Genomic DNA, 15,301 nt, shown 5'->3' with positions numbered 1-15,301 from the left:
AGTTTTGTTTCGCCTAAAGAATTTTTCTTCATGTATATTAAAAATCTATCGCTGGTTAATTTTAAAAATTTCGAGGAAGCAGATCTGAAGTTTTCTGCCAATCTGAATTGTTTTATCGGTAATAATGGAGCTGGAAAAACAAATTTGATGGATGCGATTTATTATTTATCGTTTTGCAAGAGTTTTATCAACTCCATCGATGGGCTGAATATTATGCACGATGAGGATTTTTTTGTCATTCACGGGAGGTACCATCGACTGGAGAATGAAGAAAATATATATTGTGGACTGAAGCGGGGGCAAAAGAAACATTTCAAACGAAATAAGAAAGAGTACAAAAAATTATCGGAGCATATCGGTTTGCTTCCGCTGATTATTGTCACGCCATCAGATATGAATCTGATTTTAGGAGGCAGTGATGAACGCAGGCGTTTTCTTGATTCGATTATTTCACAGTACGATCAGGTTTATCTTGATAATTTGATTCGTTACAACAGGGCATTATTACAGCGCAATAAACTGTTGAAACAATTTGCAGCCGATCGCTTTTATAGTGAGGAAAGCCTTGAAGTATGGAGTGACCAGATGGTTCATTACGGAAAACTGATTCATGAAAAAAGGGTGGAATATCTGCAAAAATTACAGCCCATATTTCAGCATTATTATGAGTTGATTTCTTCAGGGAAAGAACGAATTGAGATGGTACACGAATCGAAACTTTACAACCACGACTTTGCCGGGCTGTTAAAAGAGTCGATACCTAAAGACCGCATGTTACAATATACTTCGGTTGGAATTCATAAAGATGATATTCTTTTCAATTTAGGAGATTATCCCATTAAAAAGATTGGTTCGCAGGGACAAAAGAAAACCTATTTGGTTGCCCTAAAGCTAGCTCAGTTTGATTTTATCAAGGATTTATCGGGAATGACCCCTATCCTTCTATTAGATGATATTTTCGATAAACTGGATAAATATCGGGTAGAGCAAATTGTGAAATTAGTGGCCGACGATCATTTTGGACAGATATTTATAACCGATACCAATCGGGAGCATTTAGATCAGATGATTGAGGAGATCGAGGCTGATTTTAAAATTTTTCAGGTGAACGACGGAACAGTAAACGAGGTAACAAAATGAGACGGAGCAATACACAAAAACTGAGTGACATATTAAAGGATTATATCGAGGAAAACAGACTTGGAAAAAAACTGACAGAAGTTGACTTGATTGCTTCGTGGGAAAAAGTGGTTGGACCGATGATTGCAAAATACACGGAGTCGTTGCGAATTACCAATGGAACCTTGTTTGTAAAAAGCAGTTCTCCGGCTTTGCGAAGTGAGTTGGTAATGATGAAAGAGCAATTAAAAGCCCGCTTGAATGAACAAGCGGGCGAAGATATAATCAAAGAGATTATTTTTCGTTAAATTGAAAATCGTTCAACTCGGGAAAAGAAAAAATCACTTTCCTTAATTGCATTTTCATCGCTATCTGATCCATGAATAGCATTGTGGGTTTTCGATTCCGCAAATATTTTGCGAATAGTACCTTCTTCGGCTTCTAAAGGATCTGTTGCTCCGATTAAAGCACGGAAATCCTCAACAGCATTTTCTTTTTCAAGAATAGCTACAACGATTGGTGCAGAGCTCATAAATTTCACTAAATCTTTATAGAACGGCCTGTCTTTATGTACCGCATAAAAAGCACCTGCTTGTTCTTTTTTTAACTTGGTGTACTTTAACGCTTTAATGACAAATCCTGCTTCATTAACTTTTGCCAGGATGGGGCCAATCAGGTTTCGTTCAACGGCGCCTGGTTTGATGATGGTAAGAGTTCGTTTTCCAGCCATTTTGTGTAATTTGTGTTAGGTTTGATAAATCAAACGAAAATAGAAAATTAATTAACTAAAATTAAATACCGGGTGCATTATTTTTATATTTGTAGCCGGTTAAAATATTTGAATTTTGAAAGAACTGAAATTAGATTTAATAAACGCTTTTAAGGAGCTCATTGTTGAGCCCAATCGACGCGTTGTTATTTTACCTCATGTAAACCCTGATGGAGATGCAATCGGGTCAGCTTTAGGAATGGCACACATCTTAAAAAACTCAGGTTTACAGGTCAATGTTGTTTGTGTTAATGAATATGCTGATTTTTTTAAGTGGATGGACGATCATGAATCAGTTACTTTTTATTCCTCTGATCCTAAAAAAGTTGAACAGCTTTTGGACGATTCGGACATGTTAATTTGCCTGGATTTCAATCATCTTTCAAGAACTGGAAAGATGAAAGAACTGGTTGAGAACTATTCAAAATCAACGATATTAATCGATCACCATCCGTACCCACAGGATTTTGCTGATATTATCATCTCTCACCCGGAATGCTCATCAACAGCAGAGTTGGTCTTTCATGTTATCAAGGCGCTCGATTTTCAACAATACATGAATAAGAGTGCGGCCGAATGCCTTTTTTGTGGCATAATGACTGATACCGGATCGTTTGATTACAATGTTTCTGATCCGCAAACGTTTCAGACTGTAGGAGAATTACTGAAATTTGGCATTGATCAGGATTATATTCATAGCCAGGTATTTGATAATTATTCTGCCGATCGCATGCGACTATTGGGATATTGCCTGAACGAGTGTATGGAGGTTTTCCCTGAATACCATGCTGCAGTTATTTATTTGACCAAGGAAACGCAAGCTAAATTTAACTTTGTAAAAGGAGATAGCGAAGGCTTTGTGAATTATCCTTTGTCGATTCGCGGAATTCACTTTAGCACTCTCTTTTCAGAAAAGGACGGAATGGTAAAAGCATCTTTTAGATCAAAGGGCGAATTTGCTGTTAATGAGTTTGCCTCAGAAAATTTTAATGGAGGAGGACATTGCAACGCAGCCGGAGGGGAGATTTATGCATCATTAACTGAAACCCTTGATAAATACAGGAAACTGCTTCCGGTTTATCAGGAAAAATTAGTTAAAACAAAATCATAAAGATGAAAAAAATGAAGCTTTTAAAATTTTTATTGCTAGCTGTTATTGTTGTAAGTGCATACTCATGCTTTGATGATGATCCGATTGTAGACCCAATTAACTATACTGCAGCTCGCGAAGATGCTTTGCTTGATGAGTATTTAGACACGTTGATGAACAGAGGATATGATCTTGATACGACAGACCTGGGTGTTTATTATTCAATTACGAAAGAAGGAGAAGGAGATTTCGTTCAAACGGGAGATTCTATTGGGGTTAACTATCAAGGATTTAGACCTGATAACGGAAGGATTTTTGATGCATCAGCATATAATTATGCTGATAGTATTTGGAAATTTACATTCACTCCAGACAAATTGATTTCCGGATTCGATGATGCGTTGATGCATTTGAATAAAGGAGCTGAAGGGGTATTTGTTATCCCCTCTGATTATGCATACGGTGCAACTGGTTATGGATCAATTCCACCATACACCACCTTGACATTTATTATTAAATTAGAAGACATTTACGAATAAAACAGATCGGAATTTCATATAAAACAAGCTCGATAAATAGGTTTCAATCAAAGGAGTTATTATCAAGCGAGTGACATATGATACCTTTTTAAACAAACAATTATAATCATATGAAAAAGTTGTTTTTCTTTTTTGCTCTTTTGGGTTGTGCGCTGGTTGCAGCCGTTTCATGTAAAGATAGTGGCCTCGATTTAGATAAATTAAGAGCAGAAGAACTAGCTGCACTCGATGAGTATATTGAGGCTAATGGGATTACCACAGAGCCCACCGAGTCGGGCTTGTACTATATCGAGCAAGTAAAAGGGACAGGTGATTCTTTAATAAAAGTCGGTGATCGTGTAAAGATTTTTTATTCAGGAATGACTATTGACAGTGCCTATTCAGCTGGATCAACAGGTATTTACGAACCAGCAGAAGGTATTGTCGGAAGTTTTGATATTACAGGCCTCAGTGAGGGGCTTACCCACATGAGGCAAGGGGGTGAGGCTACTTTAATTATTCCTTCAAATTTGGCATATGGAGCCACAACATCTTCTGGACTTCCCCGCTTTTCAACATTGATTTTTGATGTTAAAGTGTATAAACATTATAGATTAGGTGATACTACAAACTAAATAATTTTGAAACCCGCTTTTGCGGGTTTTATTTTTAGATGCAGAACCAACGAATCGAACTTCTAAAGAAGTTACTACCGGGCTTTATCCCCTTATTTGCTTTTATAGCTGTTGACGAAATTTGGGGAACGAAAGCCGGGGTAATAGCCGCCTTGATCATTGGTGTAGTTGAAATGACTTGGATTGGGGTGAAGGAAAAACGCTTTGATCGGTTTGTGCTTTTTGATACGCTGCTCTTGATCGCTTTAGGAGGAATTTCAATTCTCCTGGATAACGATATTTTTTTCAAATTAAAACCTGCGCTGATAGAACTCATCCTTTGCGCCGTTTTAGCCTTATCTGCCTTTTCAAAGGTTAATATAGTTGAACTGATGAGCCGCCGATACATGAAAAAAATGGAGATCTCGGAGGCTCAGATGACTAAAATGCGACAGAGTTTAAGGCTCATGTTTTTTGTTTTTCTGGCGCATACAGCTCTAGTTTTTTATGCGGTGTTTTACATGTCGAATGAGGCGTGGGCATTTATAAGTGGCGGTTTGTTTTATATCCTGTTTGGGGTGGTGTTTATTATTGAATTTGCAAAGCAGAAAAGAAAACAGAAGCAGCTTTCAACTGAAGAACAGCTACCCATAGTAGATGAACAGGGGAAAGTACTTGGCAAAGCTCCACGTTCGGTTTGTCACAATGGCGAAAAATTGCTTCATCCCGTTGTGCATTTGCATGTGTTGAACCGTAAAGGTGATATTTACTTACAAAAACGCCCCTTAGATAAGCTGGTGCAACCCGGAAAATGGGATACGGCCGTTGGTGGACATATCTCGTTTGGAGAGGACTTGCAAACTGCCTTAAAGCGGGAAGCCTGGGAAGAGATTGGTTTAAAAGAATTCTCAGCAAAACTAATCAAACAATACATTTGGGAATCCGAATTGGAACGTGAGTTGGTTTATGTGTTTGTCACCACAGATTTTCAAGGAATCCATCTTCATTCGGATGAAGTAACGGAGGGGCGATTTTGGACAAAAAAGCAACTCGCGAATAGTTTAGGTAAAAGCATTTTCACCCCAAATTTCGAACACGAATTTAAGTTGTTCTTTTGTTGAAACTTAGTTCGAAACAAAACCTATTTCCCCAAAATAAATATTGCCGGTCGTTTCTGGATGTCTGGTTTCGATTTTTTCCAGTTCGAAATACTCTGCGTTTTAACGAATTCAGTTTCCAAGGTTAAATCACAGGCAATGCATAACTTGGTTTGTGGCTGGCAGTTTTGCAGTAAGTCATCGAGTAGCTGCAAATTTCGGTAGGGAGCCTCAATAAAAAGCTGGCTTTGGTTTTCACTGTAAATTCTACTTTCGAGGTGCTTAATTTGCGTAGCTTTTTCTCCCTTTTTGATCGGCAGATAGCCGTTAAATGCAAAATTCTGTCCGTTCATTCCAGAGGCCATCATAGCCAATAAAATGGATGATGGCCCAACAAGTGGAACTACGCGGACACTTTGTTCATGGGCAATTCGCACAAGCTCGGCTCCAGGGTCGGCCACGCCGGGGCATCCGGCTTCCGACATGATTCCTACCGACAAGTTTTGTTTTATGGGGTCTAAATAAGAGTGAAGTTGGTTCTTATTCGTGTGCTTATTCAATTCGTAAAACAGAAGAGAATCAATGTCAATATTCCGATCCACTTTTTTAAGAAAACGACGTGCCGTACGAATATTTTCTACAATAAAATGAGAGATTGAAAGAATGATTTTCTTGTGATTTTCAGGAATAACGGTATTGAGTTCACTATCGCCCAAAGTAATTGGGATGAGATACAAGCTTGCCATAGTTCAAATTTTCTTCAAAATTAATTAATTTAAACACCCCACATAAGAAAATCTATTTTTTGTAGTTTTGCGCAAGTACATGGAGAAAGCATTGAATTTAAAAATCGAATTTTTAGGAACAGGGACTTCGCAGGGAGTTCCGGTGGTGGCATGTGATTGTGCGATATGCCAATCGACTAATGCCAGAGATAAACGCTTGAGGTCGGCGCTTTTTATTGAGGCTGACGGCCAGAAAATTGTGATTGATGCAGGACCTGACTTTCGACAGCAAATGTTGCGAATTGTATTGAAGAAGCTGGATGCTATTTTAATTACCCACGAGCATACCGATCATATTTTTGGGTTGGATGACATCCGGGCTTTTAATTGGGTGCAAAAACATCCGACTGATATTTATGCAGAGCAGCGGGTTCAAAACTCCATCAAGCGGGTTTTCGATTACGTGTTCGAAAAAAATAAGTATCCGGGAATTCCGCAAATGAATCTACATTTGGTTGAAAACAAACCATTCAAGGTGAATTCGATTGATGTCATGCCAATTCGCGGCTATCATCATAAACTCCCGGTGTTTGGTTTTCGGATTGGTAAAATGGCTTACCTCACCGATATTAATCGAATTGAAGACGAAGAAAAGCAAAAACTCCAGAATTTGGATGTGCTGGTGATTAACGCACTTCGAATTGAAAAGCACATTTCCCACTTCAATCTGGAAGAGGCCTTGAATTTAATTGAAGAAGTAAAACCGGAACAAGCCTACCTGACGCATATTTCGCACCTGATGGGACTTCATGAGGATGTGGAACAACAACTGCCTGCCAATGTGCATCTGGCTTACGATGGGTTAAAGCTGAGTATGTAATTTGTTCTCCTATGTTACTTTTTAAGAAGAGGAAGTGCAACAATTAGTGTAACTATCAAATAGCTTACTCCGGCACAAAACAATGCTGTTGATAAATTGAACTGATCGGTTAAATACCCCAGTGCAGGACCAATCACAGCAAAGTTGATACGGATTACAAAATTTCGAATTGATAAGATGGTAGCCCTCACTTCGGACTGCGTATAGCCATTAATGTAGTTTTTAAGGATCGGATGTGCAATGCCCCTAATGAGGTAAAAGAAGAACAGGATTGATAATCCGGCCAGACTGACTTGCCAGGCCGAGAGTAAATATCCAACTGACAATCCGATGATAATTAATAGCAGTGATTTTCGCTGCCCTAATTTGCTTTCTACTTTATACGATATCATGGATGAAAGCCCAACCGAAAGGTTCAGTAAAGTCCACATCGTCCCAAATAGCGGGAGTGGTAAATTTATCGCTTTAAAATAGGGTTGAACAAACCACGCGAAGGTTAACGATGCAGTTCCGGTAAATGAAGAAACCAGTAATGCTGACCGTAATTCGCGATGTTGAAAAGTTTGACGAATGGTTTTTAGAATGACACTAAAATTCTTAGCGATTGCATTAGCATGTATTTGAGGTTCTCTTAAAAGAAACGCTGCCGGAATGGCAACTGACGCTACAGCAAATTGAAAATAAAAGGGCATCCGTAAGCTGATGGTGGCTAATAATCCGCCACTAACTCCGGCAATGGCTTCAGCAAAGTTCCCCGACGAAGTAATCCATCCTTCCTGTTTCATGTATTCGTCCTCTCGTTTCGAAACCTTTAGGGTGTCATAAAGCAAGGCTGTATCTGCTCCCGAAACAAAGCTGTGCCCAATGCCTAAAACTATTTCAGCTACGGCAAAAGCCCAAAATCCAAACGAAAAACTATACATTGCAAACCCTGCCGATCCTAACAGTGCTCCCAGAATCAAGGTCTTTTTACGTCCCCAAACATCAGCCAGATAACCCGATGGAATTTCCATGGCTACAATAGCAACCGAATAAATGGATTTGAGCCAGAAAATTTCTTGCATGCTTAGTCCATTCTCCTGATAAAAAATGACCACAACAGGCATCACCAAATTGAACCATTTAGAGAATTTAATGAGGTAGAGGTTGGCAATATTTGGATGTCTAAATATATTCATGACGCAGCAAAAATAACAACTTTACCGATGAACAATCAGAATTGGTGAGTGAATCTCGAAAAGGTTATATCTCTTTCGAATTTTCAATTTAGAGGTCTGTTTTTTATTAAACTGAAAGATTCTTTCTAATTTTAGCACGAAGTAATTATTAATTGAATTTGTTGCTGTCGACTGACAGTTCTAATTTGTACAATATGAAATTATATTTTCCAGAAAACTACAAGTCTCATCTGGACTTAAAACAGACAGAAAAGGCCATCAAGTTAGTGAAGGATTTTTTCCAGCAAGATCTGTCTTCCGAGCTGAAGTTGAGTCGAATTACCGCTCCTCTTTTTGTTATGAAAGGAACTGGTATTAATGATGATTTAAATGGTATAGAGCGTCCGGTTACTTTCCCTGTAAAAGAATTAAATGATCAGGTTGCCGAAGTTGTGCATTCATTGGCCAAGTGGAAGCGAATGACATTGGCTGATTTAGATGTTGACCCGGGCTATGGGATTTACACCGACATGAACGCCATTCGCCCGGATGAAGAGCTGACCAACATCCATTCATTATACGTTGATCAATGGGATTGGGAACGTGTGATTTCAGATGAAGAAAGAAATCTTGATTTTCTGAAAAAGGTCGTCCGTAAAATCTATACCGTCTTATTGCGAACCGAGTTTTTTGTCTATGAGCATTATCCTCAAATCAAGCCGATATTGCCCGAAGAAATTACGTTTATCCATGCCGAAGATCTGGAGGCCGAGTATCCTACACTTACCTCCAAGGAGCGCGAAAATGAGATAGCTGAAAAATATGGAGCCGTATTCATTATCGGAATTGGAGGCTCACTGCCCGGTGGCGAAAAGCATGATGGACGCGCCCCTGACTACGACGACTGGTCGACGGAAACAAAAGCCGGATATAAGGGCTTGAATGGCGATATTGTTATCTGGAACCCCACCCTGCAAAGCTCGTTCGAAATATCTTCCATGGGAATTCGGGTAGATAAGGAGGCTCTGCTTCACCAGCTAAAGTTGACTGCTAACGAGGATCGGAAAGACTTACTATGGCACAAACGTTTACTGAATAATGAATTTCCGCTTTCAATAGGAGGAGGAATAGGGCAGTCTCGTATTTGCATGTATTTCCTTCGAAAAGCACATATCGGTGAAATTCAGTCGAGTATCTGGCCCAATGAAATGTACGAGCAGTGCCGAAAACACAACATTCACCTTGTTTAAAACAAGCTGCACTTTATAAGGAGTAAAAAGTGCTTTAGGGTGATTGCTTTTTTTGATATTTTTATATCTTTGCAACCGCTTTAAGGATGCCTCGGTAGCTCAGTTGGATAGAGCAACTGCCTTCTAAGCAGTAGGTCATGGGTTCGAATCCCGTCCGGGGTACACAAATACAAACTAATTTGAATTAAAGGTGCTTAAAATCAATGGATTGAGCACCTTTTTTTATTTGGCTTAACTAGCCAAATTTTCTATGTAGTCACTAAACAGAACCCTTGGTAGTTTTTAAGAATGGGGAGATGACTTGCTCTGCTCCATATAATTTAAACATCTCTTCATCGGTAAGTAAGTAGGTCGTCCCAAAGTGAAGGAGTAATCCTTTTGACTAATTTTGCTATGAATAACGCTTTGGTTCCTTTTTTCTAAAACCAAGTGTTTGATTTATTCAACAGACTGGACCGATGGACTGTTTCTCCTTTTAGCCTCTTTCCCGAAACCGTCAATTCAATGTTTTGGTCATAACAACGAAAATATATCTGCCACACTAATCACCGAGAGAATCACAATAAGAAGGATGCCTTCTAGCTTGTAACGCTTGTTTTATCACTTTCCTGAAGATCTATTTGGCAAAACGCAGCCCTGAATTCACTTATTGTTAAATATTTTTAGATCAATGATTATCAATACACATGCAAATTCAGCTCCTCGTAAACAACAGCAAGTAAGTTGATACTTAAACAAAACAAGAGAAAAATTTTAGCTAGATTCTTGCGTTAAAGGGAGAGTTTGCCCTAATTTTTCCATTCTATTTATTCGGAACCCTCAGGCTGTTTTGTAAAATAGAAACCAGATCATCAGCATTGTATGGTTCCGGAATAATCCACTTTGAGTCATAAATCATTTTAGGAATAGCAGCTTTCCCATTCTGGATAGTTTGGCCAAAAGTATGAACACAACTTTGTAAATACGCTTCAAGCCATGGGTCGGATAAAGCAGCATTGAACTTTTCACGGCCAAGCAACTCTATAGCTTTTGCTCTGGTTGATTTCGGACTTCGCGGGTTCCAGCGATTACCACTTTCGTAAGTAAACATCCAGTTATCAAACGAAGGGAACGCTTCGCTATTGGCTCGCCAAACTGCAAGTCCGATTTTGGCCAGCTCGCATGAATTTTTGAACGCACTTTTATTGCCCGGAATGTATGAATTACAACAATTTTCAAGAGGCGTTGGACATAATACGAAAGCCAATTTACCTTCATACTGGCGCACAGCCTCGTTCAGCATAAAATGTATTTTTTGGCAATGTGCACACTGATAGTCAAAAAGTAATGACACCTTATAAGGAGCATCCGGAGATCCTACCAAGGGAACATTCTGATAATCTACTTCCGGAATAACCAGTGCTGCTTCTTCGTTGTTTTCGGAAGCTGAAGGGATAAAATTATATTGAGACACGGCAACTATTCCGGATAAGGCCATCCCAATTACAATAAAAGTCAGCAAACTTGAAGTGGAAACTAATCGCTGGTGAACATTGGAATGATCACCTTGATTTGGATTAGAATTTTTGTGTTTCCCGGCTTTTTGATGCACAACGTGTTCTTTGCTTGCCCTCCATATAATTAGAACAGACAAAATTAAACCTGTTGTGTGGGTTGTCATGCAGTAAATACAAAATTCACCAATAATCCATTTTTGTAAAATTGTAAACCAAATAGCACTACCGGCAATCGCACCTCCCAATAACAATAGTACATTCCAGGCCAGCCGTCGTAGTGATTGCTCGGTATCCGAACCAATATAAAAACAAGAAAACAACATGGCAAGATAAGCACCACCGGCAATACCACTAACAGGTAAAACTCCGGCTATCATCGACCAACGACTACTTAGTACCTGATCGCATGAACTTCCTCCCCCACATCCGGCCATAGCGCCTCCGACAAGTGAATGCCAGCTTAAGAAAAGACTTAACAACAAAGCCAAGAGGATTAATCCCAAGAGTAATTTTCGCCACCAGCTCCAAGCGGGTTGAGATGATTTCATTCGTGTAGTACTTGCCATTATTTAGTTCAGTTATTGAAAAAAAGAAAACTCCGCGACGCTGAGCTGCAATCAGGTCGCGAAGTTTACATTATTTTGTTAGAAACACTGTCTTTCTATCCGCTAAAGCATCCTAAAACTGGTTAGGAGCTCCCGGAGTAGGAATGTTACTTGAAAGCTGAGCTCCCATTTCGTGTATTTTTGTCAACGGTGTAGCTAATGTAATACCCGAGCCTGAAACTTCTTCTCCCACGTTGTGGCTATTTGCAAGTGCCTCTGCAACTGTTACAAAAGTAGTTGGACCTTCGCCTTGCGGACGCCACCAAAACCGACGTTTGTCTGTGCTTGAAGCTACTACCGCAGTTTCAAGGTTCGCACCGCTACCTATTGTAATCGTCTGTCCGGCACTAAACCCTTCAATACTTTCAACCGGAATAATTGTTTCGCCTGCTTTAGTTGAAGTACTTACCTCTGTTCCTCCGGCTGTACCAACAATAGTAATGATAGCTGTTTCGCTTTCATCAATACCAACAACCAGTTTTTGTCCGATTCTGAAATCAGCTATATTATTCACTTTAATATTGTTTGAGCCCACCTCAGATGCTAAGGCCAGCGTGGTGGTTTTTTGCATCTTAAAATCGTTACAGTTGCTATCGTTATCATTTCCATCGGGGTAACGACCTGTGCTTCTGTTTGGCAAAGCGATTGGAGACGAATTTCTTCGGCTTGTGCCTCCGCTCAAAGCCGGAGACTCGGTATAACATCCCAATTCGCCTGATCCTGAAATAGCATGATAACCTTCAGATGCCCATGGGTCAACAACTTCGCCATAGTTGAGTCCATCAACAACATTACCATCGGCATCGCGCAATACCATATTACCGGCATAATTTGAAAGCGCCGGGCCTCCAAATAACTGATCAGCTGTACGTGTTCCCTGATAACCTGCTGATGTTACTTTTGCATCACTTACAACATCATCAACCTGGTGAGATTTAGCCAATGGCTGGTCAAGAGTTATCGCGAAAGACAATGGCAGCACAGGCTCGTTGCTTTTATGTTCGAAAGCAGTAGCCGGCTCAAAGCTGATTCCTGTTCCCCATACGCTGAAAGGCATGTTATAGGTATGGTTGAATTTTAGCGGCTCAGCCAAATCCAATCCTGTTCCCTGCTCTTCTTCATCAGTTATCGGGCCACCAAAGGTATTTCGAACCGATGCTGTTCCAACTTTTGTAACTGTTACCCATTCAATTCCGTGTCCTTCGCTATCAATATCAAGTCTGATTTTATCACCCACAGAGATATCTTTTACTGATGATACTTTGATATTTGTGTCGCCAATTTTTGCGTCGTCTGATAACCAGGCCTGTGTACCTCTTTTACCTACTTCAGTTATGGTAACCACCTCGTATTTTTCAATATCGCGGGCTACTGCCGGATAAGTAGCACCATAACCGATGGCCATTTTCTGACCCACTTCAAAATTATCGATACTCTCAACTGGGATATTGGTTGAACCTTTTGGAATGGTAATGACCGGACCTTCAGGAAGGGGTTGCCAAACCGTTGTAGGTGTTCCCGGATCAAGTGGTCGACGGTAGCCATACGATGCCATAAAGCTAGTTGGCTCTTCTACTTCTCGTTTTTTTGGTGGGATGGAGATGCCTTTAATCTTTTTGGTTTCTTTATCTGCTCCGGTGCCAATCTCAATTTCATCGCCAACCGACATTCCGGTTGTACTTCTCACATAAATTGTTGATTCTCCTTTTTCAGCTGGAACAGCCAATCCTGAAGTTGACAGACCCAATAAATAAAAGTCGTGTGCGGCAAGTTTGGTTCCCGCAGGAACATTAATAGCCGAAAAGATAGGTAACTCTGCCTGGTGCTGAGTTAATGACCAGTTTGAAATATCAACTTCACTTTCACCGGCATTGTACAATTCGATAAACGTATTTGTTAAATTTTCGCCACTACCAATACTAAATTCATTGATTTTTATCGGACTTACATTACGTACTTTTTCAATAGCAACTTCAGTTTGGGGCCAACCGTTTACCGGGTTTGTCCATGTAGCCTTACCAATGATATCAGCATTTAAGGTTTCAGAACCGGAAACTACTCTAAAGTTTACACTAACGCTTTCTCCCGGTTCAATTTGGTCAGCAAACTTCTTCACTGTTTCATTAGAACCGGAAACAACAGCTGTCCATCCATTAGGTGCTTCAATTCTCATTTCAAGATCATAAACTGCAATTTGTGAAGTATTTGTATATGTAACAGTCGTGTTTTGAGTGGTATTAGGAGCAAATGTTTGCAGCCCCGGAGGTGTTTCAACCGAAGAAGCAGGAGCAATACTTACTTGTGCAACCGCATAAGATGCGTCAACAATATTTTGCTGAATTTTCTGGTTTGTTTCTTTTGACGGGAATGTTCCTGCAGCTGTCATTGCAGCTTCGTAAAATGTTCCCTGCGAATAGTTATTATTATCACCACCGTTACCCAAGACAATAGCTCCTTGTTTACGCATCGGATCGTAGCTGCTTGTTTTGTCTGAGAATCTATCGTTTATAATACGACCACCATCGTACATTACCTGCAAATCTCCTCCTTGCGCATCAGCCCCCATCGATCTCCAATGACCAGGTTCTCCATCGGCAGTAGCCGTTACAAAACGCCATGAGATACTTGGAAGATCCGCACAATATTTATCATTAGGATCAGGATTAACACAACCTACTAAGTTGTTTTCCTGGTCAGTCATAATCCATGGACCTTGCCCGTGCCCATAATACCAGAGACTGGCATTACCATAATAGGTCGACTCCATGGTGCCATCGCCATCATCACGGCTGTCGGTTTCTACATTTCCATAATTAAAACAGCAGCCATCATTGAAATGGTGTCCGTTAATTACCCAATACTGGCCTTGTGACTGGTCGTCAACAGCAGTTCCCTTTGTGTCGTTCCAGCGAAGCCCCATATCTGGAGCAATAAAAACACCATAAACTTTATGTCCCTGAACTGTAACCGGAGCCATATGAGCCATTGGTACGTTGTTAAACCCTCCCATTGCAGGGCCAATAAATGCTCCGCGAGGTGCCTGCTTAAGGTGGTTCTCCATACCAGACTGGTCGTAAAGCGTGGTAATCCAGCAATAAGTATCAGCACAGAATTCATCCTGAGCGGCGGCATCGGCATATCCGCCCGGATCTCCTTCACTTGGCTGAACGACATCTATATCAAGGGTTTTACCATCCGACATACGCATCACTTGGTAAAGAGGTCCGTTATATGATGCGTATAATGCACGTGTACTACTGTGGGCTGCCACACATGGTGCTCCACCTTCCGCATAGATGTCGCATGGACCTTCTGTCCGCGAGGGAATTACATCGGGCTCGCCCTCCGACATGGCCATCATCATCATAACAGATGGCAGTACAAGTGCCAACGTTAAAATTGCTAAAAATCGGTTTTTCTTTTTCATAAACATTCTACTTGATTTAAGTCGTTTTAATTTAGTTCAAAATATTCTATCTACATCTCCTTCATCCAAAATTGCTCAAAGATTGCAATCATTTCAATCGTTTTAATCCTGTTATTTTCTGCCATTTCTGAATACGATTAAAAGTCAGAATCGATTTCCCAGAACATTCATTTCAGTTAGTTTATTTCAAATTTTATCGTTTTGCTTGCGACAACCAGAAGCCGGAACGTATAAAACAGCACACTAACAATGAGCCATGTAAATGTAAACTCACTTATATGATAAGGTTTTAAAAAATCAATCAAAACCTTATAATATTTGTGCTAAAAGGATTAATAATCCCATTTTCATTTCAATAATGTGTTATATAAAAAATGGTTGTCCGGGACTTGATGAATCTCAAGTATCTCCGGACAACCTTCTTTTCTGCTTTATTTAAGACCTGCTAATTTTCCTCGAATACGATCTCTGGTTTAGAGGTAACTCCCATTTTTTGCTGTAATCTTTTCACCATGTAATACACAACAGGAACGATAATCATTGACAGGATCATG

General features: G+C 40.0%; 13 protein-coding genes and 1 tRNA gene. 9 read left to right on the top strand and 5 right to left on the bottom strand.

What is annotated here, in order from left to right; all coding sequences use genetic code 11:
* The first annotated feature begins 30 nt into the window (after nucleotides 1-30).
* A complete protein-coding gene (recF, locus tag ACTB00_RS10965) occupies nucleotides 31-1,140 on the top strand; it encodes a DNA replication/repair protein RecF (RefSeq protein ID WP_463299964.1) in 1,110 nt (369 codons plus the stop codon).
* The gene (locus ACTB00_RS10960; RefSeq protein WP_463299963.1) at nucleotides 1,137-1,427 is read left to right on the top strand and encodes a DciA family protein; all 291 of its coding nucleotides are present in this window, start codon (nucleotides 1,137-1,139) and stop codon (nucleotides 1,425-1,427) included. The genes recF and ACTB00_RS10960 overlap by 4 nt, the downstream gene beginning before the upstream one ends.
* On the opposite strand, the gene ndk is transcribed toward ACTB00_RS10960, so the two are convergent.
* Nucleotides 1,424-1,849: a nucleoside-diphosphate kinase gene (ndk, locus tag ACTB00_RS10955; RefSeq protein ID WP_159520598.1), complete on the bottom strand. Its 426-nt coding sequence runs from the start codon at nucleotides 1,847-1,849 to the stop codon at nucleotides 1,424-1,426. The two genes, ACTB00_RS10960 and ndk, sit on opposite strands and share 4 nt — an antisense overlap.
* A gap of 115 nt (nucleotides 1,850-1,964) precedes the next feature.
* Here ndk and ACTB00_RS10950 point away from each other — a divergent pair, with 115 nt between their 5' ends.
* From ACTB00_RS10950 to ACTB00_RS10935, 4 genes are all read left to right on the top strand, one after another.
* Nucleotides 1,965-2,999, top strand: coding sequence for a DHH family phosphoesterase (locus ACTB00_RS10950; protein WP_463299962.1), 1,035 nt, complete (start codon nucleotides 1,965-1,967; stop codon nucleotides 2,997-2,999).
* A gap of 2 nt (nucleotides 3,000-3,001) precedes the next feature.
* Complete coding sequence (locus ACTB00_RS10945) at nucleotides 3,002-3,517, top strand: FKBP-type peptidyl-prolyl cis-trans isomerase (protein ID WP_463299961.1); 516 nt, start codon at nucleotides 3,002-3,004, stop codon at nucleotides 3,515-3,517.
* Between the two features lie 110 nt (nucleotides 3,518-3,627).
* Nucleotides 3,628-4,131 carry an FKBP-type peptidyl-prolyl cis-trans isomerase gene (locus ACTB00_RS10940; RefSeq protein ID WP_463299960.1) on the top strand — a complete coding sequence of 168 codons (504 nt, stop codon included), beginning with the start codon at nucleotides 3,628-3,630 and terminating at the stop codon, nucleotides 4,129-4,131.
* A 38-nt stretch (nucleotides 4,132-4,169) separates the two neighbouring features.
* On the top strand, nucleotides 4,170-5,231 hold the full coding sequence (locus ACTB00_RS10935; protein ID WP_463299959.1) for a septation protein IspZ: 1,062 nt from the start codon (nucleotides 4,170-4,172) through the stop codon (nucleotides 5,229-5,231).
* A gap of 20 nt (nucleotides 5,232-5,251) precedes the next feature.
* On the opposite strand, the gene ACTB00_RS10930 is transcribed toward ACTB00_RS10935, so the two are convergent.
* Complete coding sequence (locus ACTB00_RS10930; RefSeq protein ID WP_463299958.1) at nucleotides 5,252-5,953, bottom strand: SAM-dependent methyltransferase; 702 nt, start codon at nucleotides 5,951-5,953, stop codon at nucleotides 5,252-5,254.
* Between the two features lie 79 nt (nucleotides 5,954-6,032).
* On the opposite strand from ACTB00_RS10930, the gene ACTB00_RS10925 reads away from it, so the two are divergent.
* Nucleotides 6,033-6,812 carry an MBL fold metallo-hydrolase gene (locus ACTB00_RS10925; protein ID WP_463299957.1) on the top strand — a complete coding sequence of 260 codons (780 nt, stop codon included), beginning with the start codon at nucleotides 6,033-6,035 and terminating at the stop codon, nucleotides 6,810-6,812.
* A gap of 14 nt (nucleotides 6,813-6,826) precedes the next feature.
* Here the strand turns inward: ACTB00_RS10925 and ACTB00_RS10920 are convergent, their stop codons facing one another.
* Nucleotides 6,827-7,990, bottom strand: a complete 1,164-nt coding sequence (locus ACTB00_RS10920) for an MFS transporter (RefSeq protein ID WP_463299956.1) — start codon at nucleotides 7,988-7,990, stop codon at nucleotides 6,827-6,829.
* A gap of 194 nt (nucleotides 7,991-8,184) precedes the next feature.
* Here ACTB00_RS10920 and asnA point away from each other — a divergent pair, with 194 nt between their 5' ends.
* Together asnA and ACTB00_RS10910 are read left to right on the top strand one after the other, a co-directional pair.
* Complete coding sequence (asnA, locus tag ACTB00_RS10915) at nucleotides 8,185-9,219, top strand: aspartate--ammonia ligase (RefSeq protein ID WP_463299955.1); 1,035 nt, start codon at nucleotides 8,185-8,187, stop codon at nucleotides 9,217-9,219.
* A gap of 88 nt (nucleotides 9,220-9,307) precedes the next feature.
* Nucleotides 9,308-9,381, top strand: a tRNA-Arg gene (locus ACTB00_RS10910).
* A 640-nt stretch (nucleotides 9,382-10,021) separates the two neighbouring features.
* On the opposite strand, the gene ACTB00_RS10905 is transcribed toward ACTB00_RS10910, so the two are convergent.
* Nucleotides 10,022-11,281 carry a vitamin K epoxide reductase family protein gene (locus ACTB00_RS10905; RefSeq protein WP_463299954.1) on the bottom strand — a complete coding sequence of 420 codons (1,260 nt, stop codon included), beginning with the start codon at nucleotides 11,279-11,281 and terminating at the stop codon, nucleotides 10,022-10,024.
* Nucleotides 11,282-11,393: 112 nt separating this feature from the next.
* A complete protein-coding gene (locus ACTB00_RS10900) occupies nucleotides 11,394-14,747 on the bottom strand; it encodes an arabinofuranosidase catalytic domain-containing protein (RefSeq protein WP_463299953.1) in 3,354 nt (1,117 codons plus the stop codon).
* Between the last annotated feature and the right edge of the window lie 554 nt (nucleotides 14,748-15,301).

The sequence above is a fragment of the Sunxiuqinia sp. genome (assembly GCF_055140945.1).
This window is presented reverse-complemented; position numbering and strand designations above follow the sequence as displayed.

Bases quoted from the DNA above. Each gene is read 5' to 3' on its own strand.
- ACTB00_RS10945 (WP_463299961.1), top strand. From the start codon at position 3,002: ATGAAAAAAATGAAGCTTTTAAAATTTTTATTGCTAGCTGTTATTGTT.
- ACTB00_RS10905 (WP_463299954.1), bottom strand. From the start codon at position 11,281: ATGGCAAGTACTACACGAATGAAATCATCTCAACCCGCTTGGAGCTGG.
- recF (WP_463299964.1), top strand. From the start codon at position 31: ATGTATATTAAAAATCTATCGCTGGTTAATTTTAAAAATTTCGAGGAA.
- ACTB00_RS10935 (WP_463299959.1), top strand. From the start codon at position 4,170: ATGCAGAACCAACGAATCGAACTTCTAAAGAAGTTACTACCGGGCTTT.
- ACTB00_RS10940 (WP_463299960.1), top strand. From the start codon at position 3,628: ATGAAAAAGTTGTTTTTCTTTTTTGCTCTTTTGGGTTGTGCGCTGGTT.
- ndk (WP_159520598.1), bottom strand. From the start codon at position 1,849: ATGGCTGGAAAACGAACTCTTACCATCATCAAACCAGGCGCCGTTGAA.
- ACTB00_RS10900 (WP_463299953.1), bottom strand. From the start codon at position 14,747: ATGAAAAAGAAAAACCGATTTTTAGCAATTTTAACGTTGGCACTTGTA.
- asnA (WP_463299955.1), top strand. From the start codon at position 8,185: ATGAAATTATATTTTCCAGAAAACTACAAGTCTCATCTGGACTTAAAA.
- ACTB00_RS10930 (WP_463299958.1), bottom strand. From the start codon at position 5,953: ATGGCAAGCTTGTATCTCATCCCAATTACTTTGGGCGATAGTGAACTC.
- ACTB00_RS10960 (WP_463299963.1), top strand. From the start codon at position 1,137: ATGAGACGGAGCAATACACAAAAACTGAGTGACATATTAAAGGATTAT.
- ACTB00_RS10925 (WP_463299957.1), top strand. From the start codon at position 6,033: ATGGAGAAAGCATTGAATTTAAAAATCGAATTTTTAGGAACAGGGACT.
- ACTB00_RS10920 (WP_463299956.1), bottom strand. From the start codon at position 7,990: ATGAATATATTTAGACATCCAAATATTGCCAACCTCTACCTCATTAAA.